The sequence below is a fragment of the Nocardioides sambongensis genome, from assembly GCF_006494815.1.
GTDB classification, from domain to species: domain Bacteria; phylum Actinomycetota; class Actinomycetes; order Propionibacteriales; family Nocardioidaceae; genus Nocardioides; species Nocardioides sambongensis.
This window is the reverse complement of sequence record NZ_CP041091.1, coordinates 503,246-522,733: the sequence shown is the minus strand read 5'-3', so window position 1 is coordinate 522,733 and position 19,488 is coordinate 503,246. Positions and strand designations below refer to the sequence as shown.

15 protein-coding genes are annotated in these 19,488 nt (G+C 73.8%); 7 read left to right on the top strand and 8 right to left on the bottom strand.

Translation table 11 applies throughout. The features are described 5' to 3' along the window. Window positions 1-80: 80 nt before the first annotated feature. Genes bioB through bioD form a run of 4 tightly spaced genes read left to right on the top strand, consistent with a single transcriptional unit; the run spans window position 81 to window position 4,356 of the window. The gene (gene bioB / locus FIV43_RS02380) at window positions 81-1,193 is read left to right on the top strand and encodes a biotin synthase BioB (protein WP_141012831.1); all 1,113 of its coding nucleotides are present in this window, start codon (window positions 81-83) and stop codon (window positions 1,191-1,193) included. A 3-nt stretch (window positions 1,194-1,196) separates the two neighbouring features. Next, on the top strand, window positions 1,197-2,516 hold the full coding sequence (locus FIV43_RS02375) for an adenosylmethionine--8-amino-7-oxononanoate transaminase (RefSeq protein WP_141012830.1): 1,320 nt from the start codon (window positions 1,197-1,199) through the stop codon (window positions 2,514-2,516). After that, window positions 2,513-3,640 carry an aminotransferase class I/II-fold pyridoxal phosphate-dependent enzyme gene (locus FIV43_RS02370; protein ID WP_141012829.1) on the top strand — a complete coding sequence of 376 codons (1,128 nt, stop codon included), beginning with the start codon at window positions 2,513-2,515 and terminating at the stop codon, window positions 3,638-3,640. Before FIV43_RS02375 ends, FIV43_RS02370 begins: the two co-directional genes overlap by 4 nt. After that, window positions 3,637-4,356, top strand: coding sequence for a dethiobiotin synthase (gene bioD / locus FIV43_RS02365; protein WP_141012828.1), 720 nt, complete (start codon window positions 3,637-3,639; stop codon window positions 4,354-4,356). The genes FIV43_RS02370 and bioD overlap by 4 nt, the downstream gene beginning before the upstream one ends. A gap of 2,926 nt (window positions 4,357-7,282) precedes the next feature. On the opposite strand, the gene FIV43_RS21855 is transcribed toward bioD, so the two are convergent. The 3 genes from FIV43_RS21855 to FIV43_RS02355 all read right to left on the bottom strand — a co-directional run bounded on the left by FIV43_RS21855 (window position 7,283) and on the right by FIV43_RS02355 (window position 9,311). Then, window positions 7,283-7,570, bottom strand: a complete 288-nt coding sequence (locus FIV43_RS21855) for an amidase family protein (protein WP_231123636.1) — start codon at window positions 7,568-7,570, stop codon at window positions 7,283-7,285. After that, complete coding sequence (locus FIV43_RS21850; protein ID WP_231123635.1) at window positions 7,564-8,706, bottom strand: amidase; 1,143 nt, start codon at window positions 8,704-8,706, stop codon at window positions 7,564-7,566. Before FIV43_RS21850 ends, FIV43_RS21855 begins: the two co-directional genes overlap by 7 nt. Window positions 8,707-8,816: 110 nt before the next feature. Further along, entirely contained in the window at window positions 8,817-9,311 is a 495-nt protein-coding gene (locus FIV43_RS02355) for an NADPH-dependent FMN reductase (protein ID WP_231123634.1), read from the bottom strand. 77 nt (window positions 9,312-9,388) lie between these two features. Here FIV43_RS02355 and FIV43_RS02350 point away from each other — a divergent pair, with 77 nt between their 5' ends. Both FIV43_RS02350 and FIV43_RS02345 read left to right on the top strand, forming a co-directional pair. Next, complete coding sequence (locus FIV43_RS02350; RefSeq protein ID WP_141012827.1) at window positions 9,389-10,015, top strand: TetR/AcrR family transcriptional regulator; 627 nt, start codon at window positions 9,389-9,391, stop codon at window positions 10,013-10,015. 91 nt (window positions 10,016-10,106) lie between these two features. Further along, complete coding sequence (locus tag FIV43_RS02345; RefSeq protein ID WP_141012826.1) at window positions 10,107-12,113, top strand: baseplate J/gp47 family protein; 2,007 nt, start codon at window positions 10,107-10,109, stop codon at window positions 12,111-12,113. A gap of 64 nt (window positions 12,114-12,177) precedes the next feature. On the opposite strand, the gene cimA is transcribed toward FIV43_RS02345, so the two are convergent. The 5 genes from cimA to FIV43_RS02320 form a co-directional block, all read right to left on the bottom strand. Further along, window positions 12,178-13,785 (bottom strand): citramalate synthase, encoded by a 1,608-nt coding sequence (cimA, locus tag FIV43_RS02340; protein ID WP_141012825.1) that lies wholly within the window; start codon window positions 13,783-13,785, stop codon window positions 12,178-12,180. A gap of 257 nt (window positions 13,786-14,042) precedes the next feature. Then, window positions 14,043-15,911, bottom strand: coding sequence for a serine/threonine-protein kinase (locus tag FIV43_RS02335; protein WP_181407650.1), 1,869 nt, complete (start codon window positions 15,909-15,911; stop codon window positions 14,043-14,045). A 93-nt stretch (window positions 15,912-16,004) separates the two neighbouring features. Next, window positions 16,005-17,084 (bottom strand): branched-chain amino acid aminotransferase, encoded by a 1,080-nt coding sequence (locus FIV43_RS02330; RefSeq protein ID WP_141012823.1) that lies wholly within the window; start codon window positions 17,082-17,084, stop codon window positions 16,005-16,007. A gap of 79 nt (window positions 17,085-17,163) precedes the next feature. Next, window positions 17,164-18,270 (bottom strand): 3-isopropylmalate dehydrogenase, encoded by a 1,107-nt coding sequence (locus FIV43_RS02325; protein WP_141012822.1) that lies wholly within the window; start codon window positions 18,268-18,270, stop codon window positions 17,164-17,166. Between the two features lie 11 nt (window positions 18,271-18,281). Then, window positions 18,282-18,569, bottom strand: coding sequence for a hypothetical protein (locus FIV43_RS02320; RefSeq protein ID WP_141012821.1), 288 nt, complete (start codon window positions 18,567-18,569; stop codon window positions 18,282-18,284). 302 nt (window positions 18,570-18,871) lie between these two features. Between FIV43_RS02320 and FIV43_RS02315 the strand changes: the two genes are divergently transcribed. Then, a complete protein-coding gene (locus FIV43_RS02315; RefSeq protein ID WP_141012820.1) occupies window positions 18,872-19,441 on the top strand; it encodes an O-methyltransferase in 570 nt (189 codons plus the stop codon). Window positions 19,442-19,488: the final 47 nt, after the last annotated feature.

Sequence of the window (19,488 nt, the reverse complement as noted above, 5' to 3'; positions counted from 1 at the left end):
GACGCCTCGCGGCGACCGCTACCCTCGGCGTACCTGAACACTGTTCAGGTACGCCGCGCCGCCGATCCGAGGGAGCACGAATGACCAGCACGTCCGACCGCCCGTTCGAAGCGCTCGCCGATCGCATCCTGGACGGGGGCCGCGCCAGCGAGGCCGACGCTCTCGCCGTGCTGCGGGCCGACGACGCCGACCTGCTCGCCGTGGTGGCCGCCGCCGGGCGGCTGCGCCGGGCCCACTTCGGCAACACGGTGAAGGTCAACTACCTGGTCAACCTGAAGTCGGGGCTCTGCCCGGAGAACTGCAACTACTGCTCCCAGGCGCTCGGCTCGCAGGCACCGATCCTGAAGTACTCCTGGCTGACGACGGAGGAGACGGTCGCGCAGGCCGGGGCCGGACTGCGCGGCGGCGCGACCCGCGTCTGCATGGTCTCCTCCGGCCGCGGCCCCTCGGACCGGGACGTCGACAAGGTCGTGCAGATGACCGAAGCACTGAAGGAGAGCTACGGCGACGTCGAGGTCTGCGCCTGCCTCGGTCTGCTCCGCGACGGCCAGGCGGAGCGGCTCGCGGCGGCCGGCGTCGACGCCTACAACCACAACATCAACACCGCCGAGTCCCACCACGACAAGATCGTCCAGACGCACACCTACGACGACCGGGTGGACACCATCGGCAGGGCCAAGGCCGCCGGCCTCTCCCCCTGCTCGGGACTGATCGCCGGCCTCGGGGAGAGCGACGAGCAGCTGGTCGAGGCGCTGTTCGCGCTGGCCGCGCTCGGCTCGGACTCGATCCCGGTCAACTTCCTGATGCCCTTCGACGGGACTCCCTACGAGAACACCTGGGAGCTCTCCCCCCTGCGGTGCGTGAAGATCCTGGCGATGGCGCGCTTCGTCTGCCCGGACAAGGAGGTCCGGATCGCCGGCGGCCGCGAGATGCACCTGCGCTCGCTGCAGGCGCTGGCGCTGCAGGTGGCCAACTCGCTCTTCCTCGGCGACTACCTGACCTTGGAGGGTCAGGCGGCCGAGGCGGACCTGGCGATGATCCGCGACAACGGGTTCGTGGTGCTCGGCACCGACACCGTCCCACCCGCCGGTTCGTCCACCGCCCCACCCGCCGGTACGACGCCGCCCGCACCTTCCGAGCAGCCGGCGATCCGGCGGCGGGGCGCCGGCACGTCGCTGTCGGCGAACGCCTGACCGATGTCCGCCCATCCCGCGCCGGCAACCAGCGCAGCGCCCGCCACCGCCGACGAGGACCTGCTCGCCTTCGACCGGGCGCATCTGTGGCATCCCTACACGTCGATGACCGACCCGGCGCCGGTGCGTCTGGTCACCGGGGCGAGCGGCGCCCGGCTGGAGCTGGCCGACGGCCGCGAGGTGGTCGACGCGATGTCGTCGTGGTGGGCCGCGATCCACGGCTACCGGCACCCGGTGCTGGACCGGGCACTGGCCGAGCAGGCCGGCCGGTTCAGCCACGTGATGTTCGGCGGGCTGACCCACGGACCCGCCGTCGAGCTGGGACGTCGTCTGGTCGCGATCACCCCCGACCCGCTGGAGCGGGTCTTCCTGGCCGACTCCGGTTCGGTGGCGGTCGAGGTGGCGCTGAAGATGGTGCTGCAGTATCAGCGGGGCCTCGCCCGCCCCGAGCGCACCCGGATGCTGACCGTGCGCGGCGGCTATCACGGCGACACGTTCGACTGCATGTCGGTGACCGACCCGGTCGGCGGGATGCACAGCATGTGGTCCGCGGTGCTGCCGCAGCAGGTGTTCGGGCCGCAGCCGCCACGCCACGATGCCGACGCGGCGACCGTGGCCGGGTGGGACGCGGCGTTCCGCACCCTCGCCGCGCGTCATGCCCACGAGCTGGCCGGGATCGTCGTCGAGCCGCTGCTCCAGGGGGCCGGCGGCATGCACCCCTACCCGCCGGCCTGTCTGCGGACGTTCCGCGAGGTGGCCGACGAGCACGGGCTGCTGCTCGTCTTCGACGAGATCGCCACCGGCTTCGGTCGCACCGGCCGGCTCTTCGCCGCCGACCTGGTCCTCCCCGACCTGCTCTGTGTCGGGAAGGCCCTGACCGGCGGCTACCTCACCCTCGCCGCGGTGCTCACCACCGACGCCGTGGCGCACGGCATCGCCGGCAGCGACTCCGGCGTGGTGATGCACGGGCCGACCTTCATGGCCAACCCGCTCGCCTGCGCGGTGGCGAGCGCATCGGTCGACCTGCTCATCGCCGACGACTGGGCCGGGCGCGTGGGGCGGATCGGCGATCGCCTCGCCACCGGCCTCGCCCCGCTCCGGGACCTCCCCGGCGTGCGGGACGTGCGCACCCTGGGCGCTGTCGGCGTGGTCCAGCTCGACCATCCGGTCGACGTCCCCGCAGCGACCGAGGCGGCACTCGACGCCGGGGTCTGGCTGCGCCCGTTCCGGGACCTGGTCTACGCGATGCCGCCCTACGTGGTCTCCGAGACCGAGCTGGACCTGCTCACCGGCGGCATCGCCGCCGCGGTGCGTGCCGGGTGAGCCGCTGGCAGCGGTGGCTGGCGCAGCAGGCCGACGATCGGGAGCGAGCCGGACTGACCCGTCGGCTGCGACCGCGCGCCGCCGAGGAGCCCTTGGTCGACCTGGCCGGCAACGACTACCTCGGCCTCGCGCGCGACCCGTCGGTGCGCGCAGCGGCGTCCCGGGCGGCGCTGACCTGGGGCGGCGGCGCGGGCGCGTCGCGACTCGTCACCGGCAGCCTCACCCTGCACGCCGAGCTCGAGCACGAGCTGGCCACGGCGACGGGTCAGCCGGCCGCACTGGTGCTGTCCACCGGCTATCACGCCAACCTCGCCGTGGTCGCCGCGCTGGCCGACCGGGACACCCGGATCATCTCCGACGCCCACGTGCACGCCTCCCTGGTCGACGGGTGCCGGCTCTCCCGCGCAGGCCTGACGGTGGTCCCGCACAGCGACGTCGACGCCGTCCGTGCCGCCCTGGCCGCGGCCGACCGCGCCGGCGAGCGGGCCCTGGTGCTGGTCGAGTCGGTCTACTCCGTGCTCGGCGACGCGGCGCCGCTGTCGGAACTGGCCTCGGTCTGCGCGGAGCACGACGCCCTGCTGGTCGTCGACGAGGCGCACGGCCTCGGCGTGCACGGGCCCGGGCTGGTGGCCCGCCACGGCCTGGCCGGCCTCCCCCACGTGCTGCTCACCGCGACCCTCTCCAAGTCGCTGGCCAGCCAGGGCGGTGCCGTGCTCGGCCCGTCGGCGGTCCGCGAGCACCTGGTCAACCGGGCCCGCCCGTTCGTCTTCGACACCGGGCTGGCGCCGCCGGCGGCCGCGGCGGCGCGGGAGGCGCTGCGGCAGATGACCGCCCGCCCCGACCTGGGCGCGACAGTACGACGCCGGGTGGAGCAGGTGGCGGAGGCGGTCGGCGTCGGCGTACCGGCGGGGGCGGTGCTGTCGGTGCCGATGGCCTCGCCGGGCGCCGCGGTCGCTGCGCAGGCCGCCGCGCTGGATGCCGGCCTCCGGGTCGGCTGCTTCCGGCCGCCCTCGGTGCCCGACGGCATCTCCCGGCTGCGGATCACCGCGAGCGCCGGCGTGCCCGAGGACGAGTGGCAGTGCGCGGTCCGGACGCTGCGCGGTCTGGTCGAGGAGCACCGGTGACCCGGATCGTGCTGGTGACCGGGACCGACACGGGCGTCGGCAAGACGGTCACCACGGCCGCGCTCGCCGCCGCCGAGCTCGCCCGCGGCGCACGGACCGCGGTGGTCAAGCCGGTGCAGACCGGCATCGGTGCGGGCCCAGGCGGGCCCGGCGCAGCGGCCGGTGCGGTGCCGGAGACGCCGGACGTGGAGGAGGTCGCCCGGCTGGCCGGCTGCTCGGTGCACGAGTGGACCCGGCTCGCCGCGCCGCTCGCCCCGGACACCGCCGCCCGACTGGAGCGAGTCGCGCTGCCTCCGATCGCCCAGCACGCCGCCCGACTCCTGGCGATGGCCACCGACCACGACACCCTGCTGGTGGAGGGGGCCGGCGGCCTGCTGGTGCGCCTGGATGACGCCGGCGGCACCCTGCTCGACCTGGCCCGTCACCTGCGCGACGCCGAGGCCGAGCCGTCCGTCGTCGTGGTCTGCCGGGCGGGCCTCGGCACCCTGAACCACGCGACGCTGACCGTCGCGACCCTGCGTGCTGCGGGGTTCGAGCCGGCCGGCCTGGTGATCGGGGCGTGGCCCGCATCCCCCGGCCTCGCCGAGCGGTGCAACCTCGAGGACCTGCCACGGGTCACCGGGACACCGCTCCTGACCCGGATCCCGGAAGGCGCGGGCGCCTGGGATCCGGACCGGTTCCGGACTGCCGCAGCGTCCTGGTTCGCCGCCCGGTGATCCACGCCGCCACCAGCAGCAGCGCGGCGCCGGCGACGAGCAGCCACGTCGGCAGCGCGTCGGGGATGCCGAGGAAGGTGGTGATGCCGAGGATCCGCGCCATCCCCCACGGCAGCAGCGCGAGCTCGTCGTTCCAGCGGGCCAGCCCGGCCTCCAGGCCGACGGTCGCCAACAGCGCGCCGACGCCGACCAGGACCGCACCGACGACGGCAAGCAGCAACGCGCACGCGCGGCGGACGCCGAGACCGGCCGACGCGGCCCACACCAGGCTGGCCAGGACCCACCCGAAGAGCACGAACGAGACGACGACGTAGGCCGTGCGCCACCCCGGCTCGGTCCAGAACACGAACCAGTAGCCCCCCGGCCCCGCCAGGCCAGCACCGCGAGGAGCAGCACCGAGCGCAGCACCACCGCGCCGGCGACCACCGTCGCGACCCCCACGAGCGCGTCACCAGCACGGCGGCCGCGAGCGCCACCCACCCGATCCCGACCAGGAGCAGGTGGGACGGCGCGAGGAACCAGGTCAGCACCAGCCGGCTCCACAGCACCGCGGCGAGCGGGAGCAGCGCCACCAGCCAACGGTTCACCGGGCCCGGGTCACACCACGGGGTCGCCACCGCGCGTGCCATCCGCCGACCGGTCGCGGTCAGCGCGACGGCGCCCACCAACACCAGCAGGCCCCACCGCGCCAGCCATGCCATCGGCAGGTCGCGCTCGGCGCGCTGCTCCCCGATCCGCGCGGCGGTCAGGTTGTACGCCGGCAGCCGGACGTCGTCGCCGTACCGCTCCTCGTGGTGCGCGGCGGCCCGGTCGAAGGCGTCCCGCGCCAACGCCCAGAGGTCGCGGCCCTCGCCGGTGTCGAGCCACTGCGCGTGGCGCAGCACCATCGCCCGGTAGGCGCCGAGCACGGTGAACAGGTCGACCTGGTAGTCGAGCGCCTCGAGGAGCTGGCTGCGCAGCGCAGGGTCGCGGTAGCGCGCCGGGTCCGTGCCCGCGATCAGCTCCCGCATCCGAGCGGCGGTCCGCACCGCCCGGTCGCCGTCCGCGATCGCCGCGGCGACACCGGCCGGGCCGGAGTCGCGGACGATCGCATAGATCACGTCGAGCACCGCGCTGTCACCGGTGAGGATGTCCCACTCGAAGATCCACATCTGCGGCGGCGGCTCCAGGCCCAGGGCGAACCCCCGGACCTCGGCGAACCGGTCGATGTAGAGACCGTGGGTGACCGCCTCCCGGGAGAGCGCCATGGTCTCGCCGATCGCCCGCACCGTGGCCGGATCGGTGGAGAACCAGCGGCGTGCCCAGTCGGCGGTCAGCTCCGCCGGATCGGCGTCGGGGTCGCGGGCCAGCCGCGCGGTGGTGGCCGAGTTGAGGTCGTAGAGCTGCCAGAACCCGTCGGTGAGCATCAGCGACATCGGCCCGGCCCGCCAAGGTCCGCCGTCCTGGGTCCAGGTCCACACGCCCTCGATCCGCGGGTTCGCGGCCAGGAACCGCTGCAGCGCCGCCCGGTGCAGCACCGCGAGATCGTTGGGGACGGCGCCGAACGCCTCGAACTCACGCCGGCTCTGGAACTCCACGATGCGCCGCTGATCGCCGATCTCGAGTGTCTCGTTCAGCGGCAACCAGCTGTAGTAGTCGCCGAGGCTGTACTTCGTGGAGACCACCAGGTTCGGGGAGTCCACCCCGTCCAGCACCTCCCGGTAGGAGTCGGGGTCGGTGTGCATCGCGCCGACCGCGCCCACGCCGACGCTCCAGGTGCGGAAGATCACGGTCGTCGAGGACCGCTCGGCCTGCTCGGTGAAGGCGGTCAGCATCGCCCGGACCGCCTCCGGCGTGGTCACCGTGATCTCGGAGTAGTAGTCCCACCCGGGCAGGTTGTAGATGTCGCCGCCCTCCCCGATCCGCAGCACCACGCCGGCCAGGTGGGGCATCCGGTCGTAGAGCTCGTCGAGCCCGGCCCGGTAGACGTCCCAGAGCCGCTCGTCCTCGGCGTCGAGCCCGAACCGCTCGGTCAGGTACTCCTCCAGCGGGCCGCTCAGGATCAGCATGTCGGTGCGCAGGTAGACCTTCATCCCGAGCCGGTCGACCTGCTCCCAGATCGGTCCGAACGCCGCACGCATCGCCTCGGCCCGGGCGACGTGCTCGGGATGGTCGGCGTAGATCTCGGGCACCTCGGTGAACGTCAGGTACTCCAGGAACCCGGGCACCGCGAGCGCGTTGTACCCCGCGGCCAGCTCGTGGCGGACGTAGCGCAGCACGCTGCGTCGGGCTGCGGGGAGCGCCGCCCGGTCGACGTACGGCGCCTCCGGCAGGATCACGTCCTCGAAGGCGCGTGAGTAGTGGGAGTAGTCGGTCCCGCCGCGCCACTGCTCGGGGTCGGCGTCGACGCCGGCCGCCCCGAGATCGACCATCCGGAACGAGAGGCGTGAGGTCACCCGCTCGCCGAGGCGCTCGGTGAGTGGTCGGCGCTCGCGTGCCGCGGCGGCGAGGTCGTAGAGCCCGCGGACGGCGCCGGTCTCACTCGGCGCGAGGACCCGGAGCCGGGCCGCGGTGCCGCCCAGCCGGTAGCTGTCGTCGTCGGGGTCGCCGTCCCCGAAGCGGACGGTGACGTCGGCACGTCCGCGGGTCCGTTCGGCCGAGGCGACCGCCGACCTCAGCTCGGCGACCGCGGTCCGCGTCCGCAGCGTCCGTACGACGTCCACGCCGGTGATCCGAGGTGGCGGCACCGCCGCTCGGGGCGGCGCGGCCCGGAGCTGCTCGACCGGCACCTCCTTGGCCTCGGTCCGGATGCCCAGCGCGGAGGAGATCCCGGTGGCGAGCAGTCCCCGAGCAACGCCAGCGAAAGCAGCACCGCGGCCACCTGGAGACTCCGGCGTGCCGTCACGAGGCAGCACCCTAGACCCGACCGCACCCGGCCGGGCCGCACTCACCACAGCGGCGGGTGCCGGTCCTTCCACGGCAGGGCCGCCTCGATCTGCGCCGCCAGGGAGACCAGCAGCTCCTCCTCGGCCGGTCTCGCGGCCAGCATCATCCCGATCGGCAGCCCCTCCGGCGAGGTGTGCAGCGGCAGCGAGACCGCGGGCATCCCGGTGACGTTCCAGGCCGAGGTCCACGGCGTGAACCGCTTCTGCGCGGCGAAGTCGGCAGCCGGGTCGGCGTCGTCGCGGATGGCGCCGACCGGCAGCGGCACGGTGGCCAGCGTCGGCGTCAGCACCGCGTCGTAGGGCGCGAGCGCGACGAGCGCCTCGGCCGCGAACCGGCGCAGCCGGCCGATGGCCAGGCCGAACTCGGGGCGGGCACCGCCTCGCCGAGCTCGCCGAGCCAGCGGGTCAGCGGGCGCAGCAGCGCGCGCTGCTCCGCGGCGAGCGGCGTGGTGGAGAGCGCGGTCAGCACCGCCCAGCAGGTCTCGAAGTCGCCCACGGCGTCCCGTGGGATCGGCACCGGGACCCCTTCCACCGCGTGGCCGAGGGAGCCGAGCAGGGCACAGGTCTCCTCGAACGCGGCGGTGACCGCGGGGTCGACGTCCACGTCGGCGATGACCGGGGTGTCGAAGACGGCGATCCGCAGCCGTCCGGGCTCGCGCCCCGCCGCGTCGAGGAAGGTGCCCGACGGCTCCGGCGCCCAGGACGGGTCGCCGGCGCGGCGCCCGGCCAGCACGTCGAGCAGGGCCGCGGCGTCGGCCACGCTCCGCGCGATCGTCCCGGAGGTGGACAGTCCGACCGGGTCGCCGTACATCGGGAAGCCGCTGATCCGGCCGCGGGTGGGCTTGAGCCCGACCAGGCCGCAGCAGGCGGCGGGGATCCGGATCGAGCCACCGCCGTCGGAGCCGTGGGCGACCGGGACCAGGCCCGCGGCGACCGCGGCGGCCGCGCCGCCGGAGGAGCCGCCCGCCATCCGGGTGGTGTCCCACGGGGTCACCGCCGGCGGGCGGCCCTCGGGCTCGGTGTAGCAGGGGGACCCGAACTCGGGCGTGGCGGTCTTGCCGAGGCTGACCAGCCCCGCCTCCTCGATGGCGAGGGTGACCGCGTCGGAGACGGCGGGGACGTGGCCGGCGAAGACCGGCGAGCCGAAGGCGGTCGGGGTGCCGGCGGTGAGGTTGAGGTCCTTGATCGCCGTGGGCACCCCGGCCAGCGGTGAGGCCCCGTCGCCGACCGGACCGACCGCGGCGACCTCGCGCGCGCGTCGACGGGCGCCGTCGTCGTCCCGGAAGGCGAACGCGCCGTCGACGTACTCCTGCGGGAGACGCGCGGCGCGTTCGAGGTAGTGCTCGGTGAGCTCGACCGGGTCGAGCTCACCGGAGCGGATCAGGGCGCCCTGCTCCAGGGCGGTCAGGTCGTGCAGGTCGGCCACGGTCCGACCGTACCCGGCGGCACCGGACGCCCCGATCCGGCCAGGACCTGGTCAGGCGGCCGGGACCTGCGCCGGCGCCTCGACCAGCGTGGTCAGCGCGGCGACAAGCTTCACCCGGACCTCGGGGTCCGTGGTCGGGTCGACCTCGAGCGCGGACTGGGAGACGGTGACGTCCTCGACGACCCTCGCGCCGGCGATGCCCGCGGAGCGGACGGTGTCGGCGTGCGCCCACTTGCCGCCGTAGGGGTCGGGGTGGCACCGACGACGCCGAACGGCTTGCCCACCAGGGCGCCGGCGCCGTAGGGGCGGGAGAGCCAGTCGATCGCGTTGTTGAGGACCGCCGGCATGGTGCCGTTGTACTCCGGGGTCACCGCGAGCACGCGGTCGGACGCGGCGATCCGGGTGCGCAGCTCGGCGGCCGCCTCCGGAGCGCTGCCCGCGTCCAGGTCCTCGTTGTAGAACGGGATCCGGTCGAGCAGACCGTCGATGATGTCGACCTCGACACCCTCGGGAGCGTTGTCGCGCAGCACCTCGGCGATGCGACGGTTGAGGGAGTCGGTGCGGAGGCTGCCGACCAGGACGGCGACGCGGGTGGTGTCAGTCATGCCGATCGAAACGGACCGCGGTCCGTTTCTATTCCGGTCGTTCCCCCGAGTTCGTCGCCACTAGGGTGATCTGCGTCATGTCCGACCTCGAGGCCACCCCGCTGCCCCTGATCTCCTCGGCCCCTGCGGTGCGCCGCGACGCCGCCCGCAACCGCGAGGCGCTGCTCACCGCCGCGGCCGCACTCGTCGCCGAGCGTGGCGTGGAGGCGGTCACCATGGATGCCATCGCCACCCGGGCCGGGGTCGGCAAGGGCACGGTCTTCCGTCGGTTCGGCAGTCGCGAGGGCATGATGGCCTCGCTGCTGGACCACGCCGAGACCACCTGGCAGGAGGCGGTGATCTCCGGCCCGCCGCCGCTCGGGCCGGGCGCCGACCCGTGGGACCGGCTGGTCGCCTTCGGCGAGTCCCGGATGCGGACCAACCTCACTCAGGCGGCGCTGATCGAGGCGGCCGGCCAGACCTGGGCGACGAACCGTGCGGTGCTCGGCTTCTCCACCATGCACCTGCGCTTCCTGCTCGGCAGGATGGGCGTCGCCGGCGACCTGCAGTATCTGGCGATGGCGCTGATGGCGCCGCTCACCGTGCCCGCGCTGCGTCAGCTGATCGAGCACGACCGGCGCACCGTCGACCAGCTCGCCGCCAGCTGGACGGACTTCGCGCGCCGCGTGGTCACCGCGGCACCCGCACCGGCTCCGGCTCCGTGAGCAGCGCGGGGCGACGTCAGACCGGACACACTCCCCCGCTCGCCGGTGCGGGTCCCCGGAACAGAGGCCGCGGCCGGTTACGGTCGCGCCCATGCATCGACCCCGGGGCGCTCTCCCCCGCCTCCCTCGGGCCCTCCTGCTCCTGATCGGCCTGGTCACGCTCGCCCTCGGCGCCGCCGTGCTCACCGCCGCCGGGACCAGCGCGGCGCCCGGCACGGCGCCCCGGCCCACCGCGGACCCTGCGGCGCCCGGCGACGGTGCGGGCGGTCGTCGTACCGATGACGACGGGAACCTGTGGGACCGCCGCCACGACGTGGGCCTGGAGGACCTGGTGCCGTCGACCGCCGCACCCCAGCCCGGAGGACCGCGCGGACGCTTCGCACCGGCCCCGGTCACGCTGACCCGCGAGGGACTGGGCCACGGCAAGGTCGTCGCCGGCATCGTCGGCGGCAACCTCCGCTGGATCGACGACGCGGACGGCGCCTGGGACCCCGGCAGCGGGCGGGTCCGCGCCCGTGTCGCCGACCTGCTCGCCGACGCCGGACTGCGCAGCATCCGGTACGCCGGCGGCACGGTCGCGAACCTCTTCGACTACCGCCGCTCGATGAGCAAGGTCGGCTGCCAGACCAGCGGTGGCTTCGCCGCCCCCCACTTCACCGCGATCCCGGCCGCCCGATCGGGCTACACGGTCGGTGCCCAGGCCGCGTTCGCCGACCACGCGCGCTCCACCACCAACCTGATGATCCCGATGATCAACACCACCCCGGACCGGGCGCGGGCGTTCGTCCGAGCGGTCGCGAAGGCGACCGGCCAGCGGCGGATCACCGTCGAGATCGGCAACGAGCCCTACCTGAACGACCAGCGCTACTGGCGTTCCGGTCCGCTCGACAAGCGGCTGCGGGACTACGTCCGCGGCGGCATCCGGTTCCAGCAGGGCACCGCCGGGGACGACCGGCTCTACCCGGCATCCGGGTGCGACCTGGCCCATCCGGTGCGCGCCGACGGCCGCGCCGGTCAGGTCTACCGGCCCCGCTACGCGCCGATCTCGCTGAAGCGGGTCCCGGTGATCCGGGTGGCCGGCCGGACCTGGCGCTACGTGGAGTCGCTCGCCGGCGCCGGACCCCGGGCCCGCGTCTTCACCCTGAACGCCGCGCACGACCGGATCCGGTTCGGCGACGGCAAGCAGGGCGCCCGACCGAAGGGGTCGCTGCGGATCGAGTACGCCGCCGGCCGGATGCCCGGCTTCACCGACTTCTACCGGGCCCTGCAGGGCGTCCCCGGCGTGGACGTCTCGGTGTGCAGCTCGTGGCCGACCCTGTCGTTCGTCGACCTGATGGAGTCCTCGGGCCGGGGCTACGACTGCCTCGCGGTCCACCAGTACGCCACGATCAGCGGCTCGACCGCGGTTCAGGCGATGCACCGCGCCTACATGAAGGACGGCCGCGCCACCAACGGCAGCCTGGTCACGCTCTCCGCCGCGATGCGCGACTCCCGGCGCAAGGACGCGGCGGAACGCTTCCTGACCGTCACCGAGTTCGGCGGCTTCCACAGCAGCGGGCGGCACCGCTCGCTGGAGTTCCTCGGGGACCTGCTCCGCGGCGTGGAGCTGGTCGGTCAGGTCAACGCCGGCGTCCGGATCTCCAACGTGTCGAACTTCGACACCCTGCTGGAGCGGTTCGGCCGGCGCTACGTCCTCTCCGGCACCGCCCACCTGGAGTTCCTGGTGCGGCAGCTGGTCGGCCAGACCCCGGTGCAGGTCACCGGCGTGCCGAAGTCGCTGGTCGTCGCCGGCACCCGGCACGGACCGCAGGGGTCGATGCTGGTGGTGAACACCCGCTGGCAGGGCGAGACCCGGATCAGGCTGGCGATGCCGGACCGCGCCAAGGCCAGCTGCGTGGTCACCCGGACGCTACGGTCCGCGCCGGGCGAGGTCACCCGGCCAGCGAACGCCCGGAAGCGGCCCACCTCGGTCCGGCCGGTGCACCGCAGCACCTGGACCGGCGGGCCGTCGGTGCGCAGCTTCCCGGCCCGCTCGATCACCCTGCTCACGGTGCGGCCGAGGAGCGGAGGGTCCTGTCCGTCCGCCGGCTGGCCGTGAGCCACGGGACGGCCGTGGGCCAGCGGCCGGACGAGCGGGCGCGGCCCGGCCCGGGCGGACCGGGTCAGACGTGGTGGCGGCGCAGCCCGTAAGTGAGGCTGTCGGCGAGCGCCTCCCAGGACGCCTCGATCACGTTCGCGCCGACCCCGACCGTCACCCAGGAGGCCTCGCCGTCGCTGGTCTCGATCAGCACCCGGGTGATCGCGTCGGTGCCGTGACCCTGATCGAGGATCCGGACCTTGAAGTCGATCAGCTCGAACTTCGCGATCTCCGGATAGGCCTGCCCGATCGCCGAGCGCAACGCCTGGTCCAGGGCGTTGACCGGTCCGTTCCCCTCACCGGTCACCACGTAGCGGACGTCGGCCGCGGCGAGCTTGACGGTCGCCTCGGAGACCGCCTCCTCCCCCGGCGCGGCATGGGTCAGCGTCTCGGTGATCACCCGCCAGCTCTCCACGTCGAAGTACGTCGGACGGGCGCCCTCGACCTCCTCGACCAGCAGCAGCTCGAACGAGGCGTCCGCGGCCTCGAAGGTGTAGCCGCGGGCCTCCATCTCCTTCACCCGTGCGGTGACCCGGGCGACCAGCTCCGGGTCGCCGGAGAGGTCGAAGCCGAGCTCCTTGCCCTTGAGCTCGATGGAGGCGCGGCCGGCCATCTCGGAGACCAGCAGTCGCATGTCGTTGCCGACGCCGGCCGGGTCCATGTGCTGGTAGAGGTCGGGGTCGACCTTGATCGCGCTGGCGTGCAGTCCGGCCTTGTGCGCGAAGGCCGAGGAGCCGACGTACGGCTGGCGTGAGGCGGGCGGGAAGTTGGTGACCTCGGCGACCGCGTGGGCGATCCGGGTGGCTTCGGGGAGCAGGCCGGGCGGCAGCACCTGACGGTCGAGCTTGAGCTGGAGGTTGGCCACCACGTTGACCAGGTCGGCGTTGCCGGTGCGCTCGCCGTAGCCGTTGATGCAGCCCTGGACGTGGCTGGCGCCGGCGTCGACCGCGGCCAGCGTGTTCGCCACGGCGCACCCGGTGTCGTTGTGGCAGTGGATGCCGACCCGGACCCCGGTGGTGGAGATGACGTCGTCGACCACGTCCGAGACCCAGGGGGGCAGCATCCCGCCGTTGGTGTCGCAGAGCGCGACCACGTCGGCGCCCGCCTCGGCGGCGGTCCGCAGCACCTCGAGCGCATAGCTGCGGTCCAGGCGGTAGCCGTCGAAGAAGTGCTCGGCGTCGAGGAAGACCTGCTGACCCTCGGCGCGCAGGTGGCCGACCGTGTCCCGGACCATCGCGAGGTTCTCCTCCAGCGTGGTCCGCAGCGCCTTCTCCACGTGCCCCGCGTGCGACTTCGCGACCAGGGTGACCACCGGGGCGCCGCTCTCCCGCAGCGCCGCGACCATCGGGTCGTCGGCGGCGGTGCTGCCGGCGCGCCGGGTCGAGCCGAAGGCGGCCAGGCGCGCGTGGCGGAGGTCGAGCTCGGTGGCCGCACGCCGGAAGAACTCGGTGTCCTTCGGGTTCGACCCCGGCCACCCGCCTTCGATGTACCCCACGCCGAGCCCGTCGAGCTGGCGGGCGATCGCCAGCTTGTCGGCCACCGAGAGGTTCAACCCCTCCTGCTGCGCTCCGTCGCGCAGGGTGGTGTCGTAGACGTGGAAGGCGCCGTGGAGGTCCAGGGGCTGCTGCGTCATCGGGTTCGTCTCTCGCTGGTGCTGGTGGTGGGTGTGCCGGGGTCCGCTCCGTGCCCCGGAAATGAGAAAGACCCCCCGGGGCACGAGAGGTCTGCGCGTCGCTCCCGGGGTGGTCCCGGCGGCGACGCGCTAGGTAATGATGGTGCGGTGCTGCGACACGCCGCCAGTGTGCCACGTCCGCCGGGGACGGGGTGCAGCCCGTCACATCGTGGTCAGGTCCCGCGTGCTCAGGTGCGGCCTACGCAGGCGCTCCGGCGTCAGCCCAGGCCGAAGGGGCCGCTGTCGGCCGGAGCCCACCACGTGCCCTGCCCGACGGCGACCATCGCCAGCAGCGAGCCGGTCACGACCAGGGCGGCGCACAGCACCAGCCACGCCACCGGCCTCCCGGTCGCCGGATAGAGCGCCCGACCGACCGGACGACGGAAGCGGTCCGAGCCCGGACCGGACCACAGCGCGACACCGAGCGTGGTGCCGCTGACCAACAGGGACGTCGGCAGGTCGAGGGCGAAGGCGTAGCAGAGCAGTCCTGCGGCGAGGGCCAGGCCGGCGCTCCACACGGTCAGCACCAGCGTGCCGGTGGTCGCCCGCAGCAGGTGCCACGGACTGGAGAAGACCCAGGCGAGCCCGTCGTGCCACTTGCGGCCGCGGACCTGCCGTCGGCCGGCGACCGCGGAGCTGGCCAGGGAGCCGGCGCGCAGCAGCCAGATCATCGCGACCACGCCGATCAGCGTCAGCCACGGGGCCGCCGCGAGCCCGGCGCCGACGACGAACGCGCCCGCGGTGACCGCGAGACCGCGACGGACCCGCTCCAGTGCCGGCACATCGGTCCGCGCGGCACCGTCGGGCTCCTCCCACTGCCGGTCCCACTGCTCCTCCATCCGGGACAGCGCGTCGTCGCCGTCCCGGGGCGGGGGCGGTGGCCACTCCCGCGACCCATCGGCCAGCACCTGGGTGCGGGCGCCCTCGCGCCCGTCCGCCGCGGATGACCAGCGCTCGGACTCCGGGCGCTCGGACTCCGGGCGCTCGGATTCCAGGCGCTCGGTGCCGGTCCCGTCCCCGACCGGGGCCGGCGGCGCCGTCACGGGCGTCGTCGGGGGCGCGGGCGGTGCGGCGGCGACCGCGCCCGGGCGCACGTGGTCGACCACCGTGATCGGGGTGGCCGTGGCGACCTCACCGGCAGGAACCGGGGGCACCGGCGGCACCACCACGCCCGCCTGCGCGGCCAACGCCAGCGGCAGGGTGAAGTCGTCGTCGTCCACCTGCTCGCCGACGCCACCCAGGACGCCGCCGCCCGGTGGCGGCACCCGCGGGTCGGACGGTCGGGTGCTCAACGGTCGGAGCCAAGCGAGGAGCTCCTCGAGGAGGGGTCGCTCGAGCGGGTCGGGCGACAGCGCCGCGTCCAGCACGTCGGCCAACGGTCGGTCGATGCCGGAGAGGTCGTGCTCCCCGCGGCGCGCACGGTCCATGATCGCCATCGCCGGACCACGCCCGTACGGCGCCTGCCCGGTCGCCGCGTAGGCGACGGTCGCCGCCCAGGCGTGCACGTCGGCGGCGGGAGTCGCCTCGTCGCCGTACAGGATCTCGGGGGCGAGGTAGCCGGGGGTGCCCAGCAACCAGCCGGTCTGGGTGAGACGCGGATCCTCGGCGACGCGGGCGAGTCCGAAGTCGATCAGGATCGGGGTGCGCCCCTCCATCAGCACGTTCGACGGCTTCACGTCGCGGTGCAGGACGCCAGCGGCGTGCACGGCCTCGACGCCCTCGGCCAGGCAGCCGGCGAGCCAGAGCAGGTCCCGGTCGGCGACCGGACCCTCCTCCTGGACGTGGTCGTGCAGGGAGAGGCCGGGCACGTAGCGGGTGACCACGTAGGGCATCTCGCCCCAGGGGTCGGCGGCCAGGATCTCGGCGACCCACGGGCTGCGGACGCGGCTCAGCGAGCCGACCTCCCGCGCCAGCCGGGCCCGGGCCTCGGCGTCGCCGACGACGTGCGGGCGCAGCACTTTCAGCGCCACCCGCCGCCCGTCGGCGCCGCGCGCCAGGTGCACGATGCCCATGCCGCCCTCGCCGAGACGGGTGAGCAGGGTGTAGTCCCCGACCCGGGTCGGTCCGTCGTGCGGCTGGCTGGTCACGCCCTGAGAGTACCCAGCGGCCACCCTGTCCGGACTCATCCGCGCCTGCGTCGTGGCGGACGCCTCACCCTGCCGGGCCCGCGGCCACGCGGGTCAGTCGACGCGGTGCATCCAGCCGAACGCGTCCGCGTTGCGGCCGAACTGGACGCCGACGAGCTGCTCACGGATCCGCATCGTCAGGTCCTGGGAGGCCGGGGCCGGGGTGTCGCCCGCCGCCGACTTCAGCGCACCGACCGGGGTGACCACGGCCGCGGTGCCGCAGGCGAAGATCTCGGTGATCCGGCCCGACGCGACCCCGTCGCGCCACTCGTCGATCCCGAACTGCCGCTGGGTGACCTGGTGCCCCATCTTCTCGGCCAGCTCGATGATCGAGGAGCGGGTGATGCCCTCGAGGATGGTGCCGGTCTCGGGGGTGACGATGGAGCCGTCGTCGTAGACGAAGTACATGTTCATCCCGCCCAGCTCCTCGACGTAGCGCCCCTCCTGGGCGTCGAGGAAGACCACCTGGTCGCAGCCGTGCGAGCTGGCCTCCTGCTGAGCGACCAGGGAGCTGGCGTAGTTGCCACCGGTCTTCGCCGCGCCCATGCCGCCGCGTCCGGCCCGGGTGTACTCCTCGGTCAGCCAGAGCGTGACCGGCTTGACGCCGCCCTTGAAGTAGGCCCCGGCGGGGCTGCTGATCACCATGAAGGTCACGTGCTGGGCCGGCCGCACCCCGAGGAACTTCTCCGAGGCGAACATGAACGGACGCAGGTAGAGACTCTTCTCGCCGCCGTCGGCGTTGGCGGGCACCCAGCGCGCGTCGACCCGGACCAGCTCCTCGACCGCCTGGAGGAAGTCCGGGACCTCCAGCACCGGCAGCGCCAGCCGGTGGCTGGAGCGCACCATCCGCTCGGCGTTGGCCTCCGGGCGGAACAGCCACAGCGAGTCGTCGGCGTGGCGGTAGGCCTTCATCCCTTCGAAGGTCTCCTGCGCGTAGTGCAGGACGGCGGCCGCCGGGTCGAGGGTGATCGGTCCGTACGGCGTGATGCGGGCGTCGTACCACCCACGCTCGGGGGTCCACTCCACCGTGAACATGTGGTCGGAGAAGTGGGTGCCGAAGCCCGGGTTGGCCAGGATCTCGGCCAGACGAGCGTCGTCGGTCGGGTTCTCGGCGAGCGTGGTGGTGATCTGCATGGTCACGAATCTAGTCCTCGGGTGTCGCTGGATCGAGCCGTGCGGGTTTCACCGGTCAGCCGGTGAAACCCGCAGCGCCTCAGCCGGCTACTCGCGCAGCGATCGCGTCGCCGACCTCGGGGGTGCTCCGCTGGACGCCGGGGGTCCGGGCGGTGAGGTCGGCCAGCACGGCCTCCTCGATACGACGGGCGGCGGCGGGGTGACCGAGGTGATCGAGGAGCAGCGCACCGGAGAGGATCGCGGCGGTCGGGTCGGCGATCTGCTGGCCGGCGATGTCGGGCGCCGAGCCGTGCACCGGCTCGAACATCGACGGAGCGGTGCGGTCCGGGTTGACGTTGCCGGAGGCGGCCAGCCCGATGCCCCCGCTGATGGCGGCGGCCAGGTCGGTGATGATGTCGCCGAAGAGGTTGTCGGTGACGATCACGTCGAAGCGCTGCGGGTCGGTGGTCAGGTAGATCATCACCGCGTCGATGTGGCAGTAGTCGGTGGTGACGTCGGGGTACTCGGCGGCCACCTCCTGGAACAGCCGCCACCAGACCGAGCCGGCGTTGACCAGCACGTTGGTCTTGTGGACGAGGGTGAGCTTCCTGCGGGGACGCCGCTGGGCGCGCGCGAAGGCGTCGCGGATCACGCGCTCGACGCCGAAGGCGGTGTTGACCGACACCTCGGTGGCGACCTCGGCCGGGGTGCCGACGCGCAGCGCGCCGCCGTTGCCGGTGTAGGGGCCCTCGGTGCCCTCGCGGACCACCACGAAGTCGACCTCACCCTTGCCGAGCACCTCGGCGGAGAGCGGGGAGACCGAGCCCGGGAACAGCCGGGACGGGCGCAGGTTGACGTAGTGGTCGAGCTCGAAGCGGAGCTTGAGCAGCAGGCCGCGCTCGAGGATGCCCGGCGGCAGGTTCGGGTCGTTCGGCTTGCCGCCCACCGCACCGAGCAGCAGCGCGTCCTGGCCGCGGACCTCCTCCAGCACGCTGTCGGGGAGCACCTCGCCGGTCCGCAGGTAGCGCTCGGCGCCGAGGTCGTAGCGCGTCTGGGCGAACTTCACGTCGTCCGGGGCGGCGACCTCGAGGACCTTCAGCGCCTCGGCGGTCACCTCCTGGCCGATGCCGTCACCGGGGATGACACCGAGGGACACCTGGCCGCTGGTGACGGGGGTGCCGGACGGGGCTGCGGAGGAGTCGTTCATGGTCGGAAACGTTAGTTGTCGTCGGGGCGGTTCTCGTCCGCGTCTCGCAGGTCAAGCGCGGCGCCGTTGCCGCCGCCGAACGCGGCCTGCAGGGCGTTACGCCCGGTGGCTGCCTCGCGACGGAAGGGGTGCTCGGGGTCGTGCTTGGCCGGGCCCCACTCGGTGCCGGACCAGTCGGGGTACATCGCGTACATGGTGAAGTCCTTCGGGTCGAATGCGTGCTGATCGGTGGTGGTTCGATGACGAACCGGGGTGGTGCCGGCCCCGGGGGTGACCCACCGCAACGGGTGGGGCGTCATCTCGTGGATCGCACGAGGTCGACTGCGTCGGAGATGCGGGTCGCGCGGGGTCCGGCCGATGGGACCCGCTGCGGAGGTGAGCTCCGGGGCTTCATTCAGATGAGGAGAAGCCACGCGCGGAGTGGGAACGCCACGAACACCGCGGCGAGGTGGCCTCTCTCAGGCCCCGCCGCGGCGCACGATTACGAGAAGAGCGCTCCGCATGGTGCGACGACAGTACGACGTCCGCCGGCCGCTGTCCGCCGAATTCCACGACGTGTTCGCATGTCGAGACATTCGTACCAGGATGGAAGACTCTCCGCATGAGCGCGAACCCCGACCTCCCTGCCGTCGTGCAGCGCGCCTTCGACGTGTCGCGCCGCTCGGGCTACGTGTCGTTCTGCCGCAACGAGACCGGGCGCCTGCTCGCCGCGCTGGCGGCCACCCGCGAGGGCACCATGGCGGAGTTCGGCACCGGCTGCGGTGTCGGGACCGCGTGGCTGCGCTCAGGCGTGCGCAACGACAAGGCACGCATCATCACCGCCGAGCTCGACCCCAAGCTGGCCCGGGCGGCCGCGAAGATCTTCACCGACGACCCGTTGGTCGACGTGCTCGCCGCGGACTGGTCCACCCTGATGGACAAGGGTCCCTACTCGCTGCTGTTCCTGGACTCCGGCAACCCCGACGCCGGGGACGTGGACCGGCTGGCCGAGCTGGTGGAGCCCGGCGGCCTGGTCGTCCTCGACGACTTCGTGCCGTGCCAGATGTGGCCGCCGATCACCGACGGCCGGGTCGACATCCAGCGGGAGCGGTGGCTGACCGACGAGCGGTTCACCGCCGTGGAGCTGATGACCGCGCCGGACGCCGCGCTGATCCTGGCCACCCGCCGCTGAGTCCTCCGCGCGCCGCCGCGTGCGCCCCGGGTGGGTCCGACCGGGTG

What these genes read in the sequence shown, in the direction of transcription:
- FIV43_RS02330 (WP_141012823.1), bottom strand. Translation starts at nt 17,084, where the DNA reads ATGCAGATCACCACCACGCTCGCCGAGAACCCGACCGACGACGCTCGT.
- FIV43_RS02345 (WP_141012826.1), top strand. Translation starts at nt 10,107, where the DNA reads ATGCATCGACCCCGGGGCGCTCTCCCCCGCCTCCCTCGGGCCCTCCTG.
- cimA (WP_141012825.1), bottom strand. Translation starts at nt 13,785, where the DNA reads ATGACGCAGCAGCCCCTGGACCTCCACGGCGCCTTCCACGTCTACGAC.
- FIV43_RS02315 (WP_141012820.1), top strand. Translation starts at nt 18,872, where the DNA reads ATGAGCGCGAACCCCGACCTCCCTGCCGTCGTGCAGCGCGCCTTCGAC.
- FIV43_RS02325 (WP_141012822.1), bottom strand. Translation starts at nt 18,270, where the DNA reads ATGAACGACTCCTCCGCAGCCCCGTCCGGCACCCCCGTCACCAGCGGC.
- FIV43_RS02355 (WP_231123634.1), bottom strand. Translation starts at nt 9,311, where the DNA reads ATGACTGACACCACCCGCGTCGCCGTCCTGGTCGGCAGCCTCCGCACC.
- FIV43_RS02350 (WP_141012827.1), top strand. Translation starts at nt 9,389, where the DNA reads ATGTCCGACCTCGAGGCCACCCCGCTGCCCCTGATCTCCTCGGCCCCT.
- FIV43_RS02320 (WP_141012821.1), bottom strand. Translation starts at nt 18,569, where the DNA reads ATGACGCCCCACCCGTTGCGGTGGGTCACCCCCGGGGCCGGCACCACC.
- FIV43_RS02375 (WP_141012830.1), top strand. Translation starts at nt 1,197, where the DNA reads ATGTCCGCCCATCCCGCGCCGGCAACCAGCGCAGCGCCCGCCACCGCC.
- bioB (WP_141012831.1), top strand. Translation starts at nt 81, where the DNA reads ATGACCAGCACGTCCGACCGCCCGTTCGAAGCGCTCGCCGATCGCATC.